At 43.9% G+C, this 10,350-nt stretch carries 10 protein-coding genes and 1 pseudogene; 7 read left to right on the forward strand and 4 right to left on the reverse strand.

From position 1 onward, the window contains the following. Positions 1-596 precede the first annotated feature (596 nt). Positions 597-680: pseudogene (locus PUQ00_RS32975) on the forward strand (hypothetical protein); the annotation flags it as partial. 129 nt (positions 681-809) lie between these two features. Then, entirely contained in the window at positions 810-1,685 is an 876-nt protein-coding gene (locus PUQ00_RS30595) for a calcium-binding protein (RefSeq protein ID WP_300423545.1), read from the forward strand. A 260-nt stretch (positions 1,686-1,945) separates the two neighbouring features. On the opposite strand, the gene PUQ00_RS30600 is transcribed toward PUQ00_RS30595, so the two are convergent. Further along, entirely contained in the window at positions 1,946-2,347 is a 402-nt protein-coding gene (locus PUQ00_RS30600) for a hypothetical protein (protein WP_300423546.1), read from the reverse strand. Positions 2,348-2,637: 290 nt separating this feature from the next. On the opposite strand from PUQ00_RS30600, the gene PUQ00_RS30605 reads away from it, so the two are divergent. Then, positions 2,638-3,429 (forward strand): DUF3598 family protein, encoded by a 792-nt coding sequence (locus PUQ00_RS30605; RefSeq protein ID WP_300423547.1) that lies wholly within the window; start codon positions 2,638-2,640, stop codon positions 3,427-3,429. Between the two features lie 170 nt (positions 3,430-3,599). On the opposite strand, the gene PUQ00_RS30610 is transcribed toward PUQ00_RS30605, so the two are convergent. Both PUQ00_RS30610 and PUQ00_RS30615 read right to left on the reverse strand, forming a co-directional pair. Next, on the reverse strand, positions 3,600-4,523 hold the full coding sequence (locus tag PUQ00_RS30610; RefSeq protein ID WP_335029839.1) for an AMP-binding protein: 924 nt from the start codon (positions 4,521-4,523) through the stop codon (positions 3,600-3,602). A gap of 25 nt (positions 4,524-4,548) precedes the next feature. Then, entirely contained in the window at positions 4,549-5,244 is a 696-nt protein-coding gene (locus tag PUQ00_RS30615; RefSeq protein WP_300423549.1) for an AMP-binding protein, read from the reverse strand. 52 nt (positions 5,245-5,296) lie between these two features. On the opposite strand from PUQ00_RS30615, the gene PUQ00_RS30620 reads away from it, so the two are divergent. From PUQ00_RS30620 to PUQ00_RS30630, 3 genes are all read left to right on the forward strand, one after another. Beyond that, positions 5,297-5,449, forward strand: a complete 153-nt coding sequence (locus PUQ00_RS30620) for a hypothetical protein (RefSeq protein ID WP_300423551.1) — start codon at positions 5,297-5,299, stop codon at positions 5,447-5,449. Positions 5,450-5,532: 83 nt separating this feature from the next. After that, complete coding sequence (locus PUQ00_RS30625; protein ID WP_300423552.1) at positions 5,533-6,699, forward strand: BMP family ABC transporter substrate-binding protein; 1,167 nt, start codon at positions 5,533-5,535, stop codon at positions 6,697-6,699. 281 nt (positions 6,700-6,980) lie between these two features. Further along, positions 6,981-7,727 (forward strand): DUF2996 domain-containing protein, encoded by a 747-nt coding sequence (locus PUQ00_RS30630; protein WP_300423554.1) that lies wholly within the window; start codon positions 6,981-6,983, stop codon positions 7,725-7,727. Between the two features lie 73 nt (positions 7,728-7,800). Here the strand turns inward: PUQ00_RS30630 and PUQ00_RS30635 are convergent, their stop codons facing one another. Next, positions 7,801-8,298 (reverse strand): TM2 domain-containing protein, encoded by a 498-nt coding sequence (locus tag PUQ00_RS30635; protein WP_300423556.1) that lies wholly within the window; start codon positions 8,296-8,298, stop codon positions 7,801-7,803. A 748-nt stretch (positions 8,299-9,046) separates the two neighbouring features. On the opposite strand from PUQ00_RS30635, the gene acsF reads away from it, so the two are divergent. Beyond that, on the forward strand, positions 9,047-10,123 hold the full coding sequence (acsF, locus tag PUQ00_RS30640) for a magnesium-protoporphyrin IX monomethyl ester (oxidative) cyclase (RefSeq protein WP_300423558.1): 1,077 nt from the start codon (positions 9,047-9,049) through the stop codon (positions 10,121-10,123). Positions 10,124-10,350 lie beyond the last annotated feature (227 nt).

Genomic DNA, 10,350 nt, shown 5'->3' on the forward strand with positions numbered 1-10,350 from the left:
AAACCTCTCCGTATTCTCTCTTAGTCTTGTTCAGAAATCAAATAGGAGTCCTATAGTGATATTTTATCACTTGGTAAATTTGTCAGTAATCTCCCTTCAGGAAGTAGAACTGTACTGGGAGAACTAACAGTCGATACATCCGGTATCGTTGGCTCTCAACCCTCTAGTTTTGGCATCTCAATTTCTCAGCCAGCAGGTTTGCCAAAAGGTTTTCAGATTCCGCTACTGACTGACCCCGTAGATACTGTATTTGGAATTTTGACGGGTCAGACTAATGATATTTTTTCTGGAATCAAGGTGTTCTAAGAATTCGCGATGCTAAAAATCGGTTATTTAATACAGTCGGTGATCTCATTGATGAAAGTGGAAATATTGTTCAGAAAGGGGCAAGTTTTTTTAAGATAGATGGTGGTGACGGCATTGATACAGTTAGCTACCGTCGCTCATTCAATAGCTCTAACATCGGCGTATCTGTTGACCTAGCAAATAACATCGCTTTTGATGGCATTGATGGACTCGACACCCTGAAGAACATCGAAAACGTCATCGGTTCCGCTTACGCCGATCGCCTCATCGGAGATAGCAACGCCAACACCATTCTCGGTGGCGATGGCAAGGACATCATCGAAGGCAAAGAAGGAAGCGATCGCCTGTTTGGTGAAAACGGCAATGATGAAATCTTTGGTGGCACTGGGGACGACTACCTCGTTGGTGGCACAGGCTCAGGCTGGCCTTCCGATATCCTCGACGGTGGCACTGGCAACGATACCGCCTCTTACATTACCGCGACATCTGGTGTTGCTGCTAGTTTGGCTGAAAACACTGGTTGGCAAGGAGATGCCACAGGCGATAAATTTATTTCGATTGAAAACCTTGAAGGTTCATCTTACAACGACTTCCTCATCGGCGATAATAGCAACAATATCCTCAGTGGTTTAGCAGGTAACGACACCCTCGAAGGTCGGGCTGGGGATGATACCTTGGATGGTGGTGCCGGAGAAGATACCCTCTGGGGTGGTGATGGTAACGACATCCTCCGAGGTAGTTCTGAAAAAGACACCTTGGTTAGCGACCTCGGTAACGATATCCTCGAAGGTGGTTTAGGAGATGATTCCCTCGATGCTGGTCTCGGTAACGACACCCTCACAGACATAGAAGGTAACAACACCTTTTATGCAGGCGAAGGTAATAACCTAGTTACCGCAGGTTCTGGCAATGATGTTATCTATGCAGGCTCCGGTCGTGACATTATCAACGCAGGTAATGGCAACAACCAAGTTTACGCCAGCGAAGGTCTAAATGATATCTTCACAGGCTTTGGAGATGACACCATTTATGCTGGCTCCAGTAACGATCTAATTGATGCAGGTAATGGTCGCAACCTAGTCTACGCCGCAGAAGGTAACAATCTCATTGGCACAGGTTCCGGCAAGGATATCGTTTATGCAGGTTCCGGCAGCGACTGGATATTTACAGGTACAGGGGATGATGTGATTTATGCCGCAGAAGGTAACAACTTAATTGCGGCAGGTGCTGGCGATAACACCATTTATAGTGGTAGCGGTAGCGATTTATTTGTTCTTGCTTCTGGCGCTGGATCGACGACGATTAACCAGTTCCAAAGTAATGATCGCCTTGGTCTCATCGGTGGTTTGAGCTTCGATCAACTGTTCAACCCCATCTAAATTTCTAGCTTCTAACTCCAGCAAGAACTGCCTTCTTCACCAGAAACTTTAGTTGTGGGTTTAGAGCCGCACTAGTATAAAAAGAATTATATCGACACTTTAGCGCTGCGACCTGATGCTTACTTCGTGGTGGTTTTTGATTGTCAATGCGAAGAAGCTGTAATTTGAAGTGATGGAGAGGCGATGTCTGACGACAAGCTGCTCTGCGTCTACGCATTTAGGTAATTAGGCGTAGCCCGTCGTAGACATCGCTTCTTGTTTCAATTAGCTTTCCGCTCTTTAAGCACTTGATCTAGCAAGTTTCTAGCAGGTTGTGCTTTAGCCAACGCTGCTTGATGGTCATTATAAGCACGAACAAGGCGAGAAAGACTGCTCACACCTGCCTTAAGTTGCTCAAGTTCTTCACCCGCAACCAGTTCCCCATCAAGCATCCGCCCGATCAACGGTTTGATGTCGCCCACTTCCTGCCGGACTTTTTGCAGCTTTTCTAGGTTACTGAGTAAGGTTTTGAGTGAGTTCAAGATGTCGTCAATATCCTGGACATCCTCTACTACTTCGGGCGAATCTTCAGGCAAATCTTCAATTGTCACTGTATCTTTGTCTGAAATTGTCGGCAATTCCTGTGCAGATGTTTCATTTTTAACCCCGTTTGACCGTGCCATCAAAGCTTCCTCAAGGAATTTCTCTTAGTGTATCGCTTACTTTTGGCAAAATTATTTATCTCATAACATTGCGATCGCACCAATGCCCAAAATCAATGTCAAGGAAAAGGTAGCCATTGGTAAGTGAGGAACATTATAAGCGATTTTCGCAGGGGTAGCAGTGTGGAGAGTATCAGGGGCGATCGCAGTCCACCACGCCCCCGATGAGAGCGAAGGAATATCTAACGCCTCTAGCCATAGTAGAATAGGAATACTAAAAAGCTTTTGTCAACTTCTCAATCAGAAAAACAATGAATTCACAAGATAAAAACTGGGAAAATTTATTTGGATATATCACGACAGAAGGTGGTGCTTGGCACGGAATATGGACAGTGTATTCTCTAGATAAAGAAGTTCTGAATTCATTTAAAGCTGTCAGAAAATTTCAAGCTAATCAAGAGAAAACATTGATTACTCAAACTAATAAATACAGCTACTCTGATGGAACGGAATCAGAAAAAACCTGGCAGATTGAAAAGCAAATTTGTAGTCAACCTGATGGAGTCATTTACCCAACATTTTTGTCTATGAGGGCAGTGTCCTTTGGTAAGGGTAAGAGTGCCTGGGTATCAAAAAAACTGGAAGCTGGAAAAAAATTTGTTACAGAGTTATTTTTCCGATATCAAGATTGGCGAACTAGTGTAGCGATTATCTATGCTGAAAGTGGCGATTTAGAGAGAATTACGATAGTTAGCGAGCATCTAAATAGCTTTGTCAATAGACCAGCCAAAGCCGAAATAGAAAACTTGTCTGGAAAGTGGAGCGGACAAAAAGAGTATATGAATAGTGATTTAGAAATATCGGCTTCAGCAGAAAATCAAGAGCTTGTCTTAGAGCCAATAGAACTAAAAAATAAGAAGATATCTTTGCCAGATGATATTACTGTGAATATACCTGAAAAGGTGAAGATTGGAGAAGAATTTGAGATAGTATCTGGGAAGCTGGTTACGAAAAACGAGTATAAAAGACTGACAGCTAAATATGATAATTCGGGAGCATTCGCCATGTTGATTTCCGAAGTTTTTAAGCTACAAGAACATTAATAATTCAAAATTCAAAATTAAAGACATTATCAGACTCTTATTTAAACCCCGACTGAAACTGATCAAAGGCGGAGTGGCTCCGACTCCGCACTACGTATAGACGTCCTTTAATTTATGATAAAACCAAGCAAGGATCAAGCCTCAACTTTCAAACTCAAAGGCTGATCTCCTTACTGCCCTATATTCAGCAATTTCGCCATAGTCAACCGTTGCAGTTTGCCCGTAGCACCACGAGGTAGTTGATCCAAAATGTGAACTTGCTTGGGAACTTTGAAGTCTGCCAGCATAGTTGAACAGTGGGCTAAAAGTTCTTTTTCGCCAGCTTCTGCCTTGAGGACAACAGCAGCATGGATATCTTCTCCTAAAGATTTGTGGGGGACGGCAAAGGCCAAGGCTTCGGCGACGGCGGGATGGCGCAGCAAAACATCATCTACTTCTAAAGGAGAAATTTTTTCCCCACCCCGGTTAATCAATTCTTTAATTCGTCCAGTCAAGCGGAGGTAGCCGTCTGCATCCAGTGTGCCCTGATCCCCTGTGCGGAACCAACCGTTTACAAAAGCTGTGGCGTTAGCTTGGGGGTTGTTTTCGTAGCCATCTATGACATTGGGTGCTTTTACCACCACCTCGCCCAAGCTTAAGAGAGATAATAGGTTGTCTTCGGAGTCCATAATCCCGACTTCTACACCGAAGCCATAACCAACAGTACCTGGTTTCCGAACTTTTGGCGGTAGGGGGTTGGTGGTCATTAAGTGAGATGCTTCAGTCATGCTATAAGATTCCACCACGGGAGCATTGAGAGTTGCCTCTAGCTGTTCAATAATAATCGGGGGCAAGGAAGCGCTACTAGAGCGAATGAAGCGAAAGCGGTTAGCTTTGACAATTTCTGTATTGCGGCTAGCGCGTGCCAAAATTGTCTGGTGCATGGTTGGGGCTGCGGAGTACCAGGTGGGTTTGTAGGTATCTACCAGTTTCCAAAACTCTAGGGCATTAAAACCATTAGACTTATCCGGAAATGAGAACTTTATTTGGCTGAAACCTAGCTCTGGAGAGGGTTTTAGAGGTTCCTGTTTTATATAAGCTAAAAAGCCAGCTATGTAAGGGTTTCAGCTATTTTGAGGTTTATTTGTGGATAAGTCTATTGGTACAAATTAGTGTGCCACCCGATGCCAGAGTTGCCAGCAAACAGCCCACCAATCCGTGAACGTGGAACAAGGGCATTAGGCAAAGTGTAGTGTCAGCTGCTGTGAGTGAGTATGCACCAATGATGTTGTTGGCTGAGGCAATTAAGTTGCGATGACGAATCGGCACACGCTTGGGACGACTGGTGGTGCCACTAGTGTGGAGAATCATCGCCAGATCATCGGCGTTGGGAGCTGCGGGATTTGAGGATTCTGCTGCTTGTGAGCCGGTTTTGATTAATTCAAAGCTTAATGTACCGTCAGTGTTTACCTTGGCATTAATCAGCATCATGTCGGGTGTGACGGCGGCAATGGCTGCTTCTGGCCCCTCAGACAACGTAATCAGTGCTTTTGCTTGGGTATCTTCGTAATAAAAGGCAAATTCTTCTTGCTTATATTTAGGATTTAAGGGTGCAGCAGTGCTACACAGGGCAGCAGCCAAAAAGGTAATAGCCATTGGTGAACCGTTAGTCATGGCAATGGCAACGCGTTCTCCCGGTTTCAATCCAAAGCTGTTGAGTTGGGATACCAGTCCAAGAACATTGTCGCGCAATTGCTTATAAGTTAGCGATCGCCCCCCAGGCGAAACTAAGGCTGGATGATTGTCTTCTCCTGCTAAAAGCTGAAATAAGTTCATTAAAAACCTCCAGTAAACCATATCCCCTTGTGGGGGTTGTTAGTAAAAGGGATTGGGCATTCAGAAAGAAACTCTTTCCTTGTTCCCCTTATGCCCAATGCCCAATGCCCAATGCCCCATGCCCAATGCCCAATGCCCAATGCCCAATGCCCAATTCAACCATTATTTGCTTTCTTTTGTAACTAAGTTGACGGCAAAAAACTAAAGCTAAAATTAAGTCAATAGTGTGTTTCTCGCTACTAGAAATCAGAAAAATCTTTTTCAGCAACTAAACCCCATCGAGAAAATATGGATCGTCGGAATTTTCTAAAGTATGTCACTTTAGCAGGATCTAGTTTTGCTTTAACTAGTTGTCTTCAAGGCAAAAATTCCAAATCGCCGGGTGAGGTGTCTCCCTCAGCGTCACCTGTGGCGGTAAATGAACCTCTGAAGGTGGGATTTGTTTATGTCGGCCCTGTGGGTGATTTTGGCTGGACTTATGCCCATGATTTAGGCCGCAGAGATATGGAAGCCAATCTTCAAGATAAGGTAAAAACTACTTTTGTTGAAAATGTCAATGAAGGTGCTGACGCCCAAAGGGTGATTCGCCAACTCGCATTAGATGGTAACAAGTTAATTTTTACAACTTCCTTCGAGTACATGAACCCAACAAGTAAAGTTGCCAAGGACTTTGGTGATATTGTCTTTGAACACTGTACAGGATACAAACGTACTGCCAATGTCGGCACTTATTTGGGACGTATTGAAGAACCGCGTTACTTAACCGGCATGATTGCTGGCAAGATGACAAAATCAAATGTAATTGGTTTTATTGGCGCATACCCAATTCCAGAAGTAATTCGGGGAATCAGTGCATTCACTCAAGGAGTGCGGGTAACAAATCCTGAAGCAAAAGTTAAGCTAGTTTGGGTACAAAGTTGGTACGATCCAGCTAAAGAAAGAGAAGCGGCTCAAGCTTTGGTCAATTTAGGTGCGGATATACTAACGCAGCATACCGACTCTGGTGCTGTAGTTCAATTGGCTGAGGAAAAAGGGATTTATGCTTTTGGCTACAACAGTGATATGAGTAAGTTTGGTCAAAAAGCCCATCTGACATCAGTTATTAATAAATGGGGCAAATTCTATACAGATACAGCCTTGGCTGTAATGACTAATACTTGGAAGTCTCAAGAGGTTTGGGATGGCATTGGTCAAGGAATGGTGGATATTTCGCCGATGAATGAGGCGATTCCCGTTGATGTGCAACAACTGGTGAATGCGAAGCGCGATGAGTTTATTCAGGGTACTGCACATCCTTTTGATGGCCCGGTGAAAGACCAAAAAGGGGTGGTGCGAGTGCCAACGGGTAAGGTATTAGATGATCGGGGACAACTGGCGATGGATTGGTATGTTGAGGGAATTGACCTTCAATTCCCAAAGGTAAATCATAGTACGCAATTCAAAATTCAAAATTAAGAAACAGAATTACAGTCAGCTTTCTGCCTGGTGATAGTCTGCTTAAGAAACAGAATTACAGTATACTTTTTGACTGGTGATGGTGTGCAGACTCAAAACGTAAGTAGATAGGTGTAAATAAATATAGATATAGATTATGATTGCCCGAAGGTTAGCGACCCCAGAGCGTCATTACAGATTACGAATTCCGCGCAGAGGTAGTATTATGTCAAAATAAAAATACCCGATACCTCAAGGTGAGCGATCGCTCCCAAAGCTAGATTAAAGGATTGACCTGAGCAATGGCAGACCAAACCAATCACAATCAAGCGGGAGAAGTAGCTCCCAGCACTGTTGACAAGCAAGCTCCCAGTGTAGCTGAAGAACAAGCTCCTAGTACAGACTCACCCGAAGCTACAGACATTCCTACTGCCAACGCGCCAGATCCTAAAGCCGCAAACCCCGAAGATAATCCTAATGCTGCTAAACCAGCTGCTGTACCACCCAAGCGAGAAAAACCGGCAGCCGCAGCTAAAGGCGCACGAGGCGAAAAACCCGCAGCCGCAGCAACAGGAGAAAACCCCGCAGCCGCAACAGGAGAAAAACCCGCAGCCTCAGCAACAGGCGAAAAACCCGCAGCCGCAGCTAAAGCCGCCAAAAAGGAAAAAGCCCCAGCTGTTGAAGATAAGCCATTTGTAGAGTTCATTGAGCAAGATTACTTACCAGCTTTACAAAAAGCGATCGCTCAACAAGGCGTGCAAAATTTGCAGGTGTCTTTTGCCAAGCAGAAGGTGCCAATCACTGGCTTTGAATCCGCCGAAGAATGCTGGCAAATTATCGGCAGTTGGTCGGAAATAGGTAAACGTCAGTTTAACCTGTATTTCCCCGAAGAAGATATTCAAGGGAAAAAGGGATTTTCCTGTAATGAAGGCAAAAAACCTAGCACTCTTGAGTCATTCTTAATCGATGAGCGCAGAATTACACTCGATTTGTTGGTATTTGGCTTAGTTCAGCGCTTAGACGGTCAAAAGTGGTTAGGTAGAAATTAGTTATTGGGCATGGGGCATGGGGCATTGGTTATTCTCCTTGTCTCCCTCATCTCCCTCATCTCCCGCACTCCCTTTAAAGTTCGTGGAAATAGTAGGTAACGGCTCCAGTATTGGGGTCGTTATCTATTTTCACATAACCTGATTTGTACATCTCCTTGAGAGTAGCTTCCACTTCAGCAAAGCTGGCTCCCGTAAACTTCACCCCTTGAGTGACAGTTAAAACACCACCCTTGCTTTCCGCCGCTTCGATCAGTTTAATCATGAGTTCGTTACCAGTTGGCCGGTAGACTTGAGAGGCAACCACTGCTTGATTCAACGGCACACCAAGGGGAGATACGCCCGCTTTTAATCTCAGGTTGCGTTCGTATTCGTCAACGATGTTGGGGATGAGAAGCAGATCCACGATCTGCCCTACATAAAACAAACCAAAAGTACACAGCCACAACAAACCCGTCCCTATCTTGCCATTGTACAAGCGGTGCAGCCCTCCCACCCCGAAAAATCCGGCTGTACACAAGATGTAAGAGATAAGAAGTCGGTCTTTCTGCTGCTGATTGTTTTCAAGATTCATCTTGTTTTCAACCCTTTAGATTTGCTCTTGTTGTCTAAGATAGTTTTTCCATACTGTTTTGTTTGATATCAGCATGGATAGCGAGAGTAATTAGAAGTTTTAAGTAATCGTGCCAGTCATAGATTGTTAATTTCAAGATGATCAACTTATGATCAGACCGCTTAATATATTGTAGCAACAACTACAGAAAATCACTGAGATACTAGTACAGCATGGCATAAATCCAGCTACCATCTCAATTAACCGTTCTCAGTTAAGTGAGGTACAATAACTCCACCCCCAACCCCCTAAGAGCGCATAAAGGTTTCCTAATGTGCGTAAGTAATAAGTAGTTAAAATAATACATGATGAGCAAAGAAACTCTGTGTCAGTTAAACAAACTTTGATCGGTATATAAAGCTCAAAGCTTTCGGAATGTGGGTTAAACAATACTTATGTACTATGAAATAGCGATGTCTACGACGGGCTACGCCTACGCATTGTGCTAGTTGCGTAAGTCGAATCTCCCATTTTAGATTCCGCAAACATTGAATCATTGTTGCAACTCTTAATGTTTTGCTTACTAATTTGTAACCGCCACCTTGGTAGACTAAACTTTATACAAATGGATTATTGTCGGCTGTTACGCCTTGCCAGAGCATTACCGTTGGCTTTTTGGTGAGGCAGTCGCTCAAAGGGGGTTTCCCCGATGAGGAGCTGCCGAACCCGAAGGGTGTACTCAACATAAAGACGAAAGAGCAATCAAGACATGGTAGATTCCCTTAAAAAACCAGGCTTTGAAGAAATCCGGCCAGGGATTAAAGTCCCAGCAAAAGAAACCCTGTTAACACCTCGGTTTTATACTACCGATTTTGATGAAATGGCGCGGATGGATATCTCCGTCAACGAAGATGAGTTAAGAGCCATTCTCGAAGAGTTCCGCACTGACTACAACCGCCATCACTTTGTTCGGGATGCCGAGTTTGAACAATCCTGGGATCATATTGATGGGGAAACTCGCCGATTGTTCGTTGAGTTTCTAGAACGTTCATGTACGGCAGAGTTTTCTGGCTTTTTGCTGTATAAAGAACTTGGTCGTCGCTTGAAAGGCAAAAGCCCCGTCTTGGCAGAGTGCTTTAACCTGATGTCACGGGATGAAGCGCGTCACGCTGGCTTTTTAAACAAAGCTATGTCGGACTTTAATCTGTCCCTAGATTTAGGGTTTTTGACTAAGAGCCGCAATTATACCTTCTTTAAGCCAAAATTCATCTTCTACGCCACTTATCTTTCTGAGAAAATTGGTTATTGGCGTTATATTACTATTTATCGCCATTTAGAAGCACATCCCGAAGACCGGATTTATCCAATCTTCCGATTCTTTGAGAACTGGTGTCAAGATGAAAACCGTCATGGTGATTTCTTTGATGCGATCATGAAATCCCAGCCGCAAATATTGAATGATTGGAAAGCACGGCTGTGGAGTCGGTTCTTCCTATTGTCGGTGTTTGCGACAATGTATCTTAATGACATCCAACGGAAGGACTTTTATGCCACCCTTGGACTGGATGCGCGAGAATACGACATCCATGTTATTCAGAAGACTAACGAAAATGCCGGTAGAGTGTTCCCTCTGATGCTAGATGTAGAGAATCCAGAATTTTATCAGCGCTTGGATACTTGTATAAGCAATAATGAGAAGCTGAGTGCGATCGCTAACTCCAACACTCCCAAATTCTTGCAATTCTTCCAGAAACTGCCGCTTTACATCTCCAATGGCTGGCAGTTATTACGACTGTACCTAATGAAGCCGATTGATACTTTTTCTGCTCAAGGGGCAGTTCGTTAAGTTATAACAGGTTTGCGAAAGCTTTAGTGGTTCTGCAATCAGCAGAACCAATTTTTTTGTCAAAAATCTTACCCTAAGGGGTACTACTCGTCAATAGGTCTAGGTAGTTAAGTTGTATATGTAGTTTAACTGCAAACAAACATATGACAGACCGCTCAAACAGAATTTGAATCATTAGACTTATCCGGAAATGAGAACTTTATTTGGCTGAAACCTAGCTCTGGAGA

It is taken from the genome of Nostoc sp. S13, from assembly GCF_029379315.1.
Lineage (GTDB): Bacteria > Cyanobacteriota > Cyanobacteriia > Cyanobacteriales > Nostocaceae > Nostoc.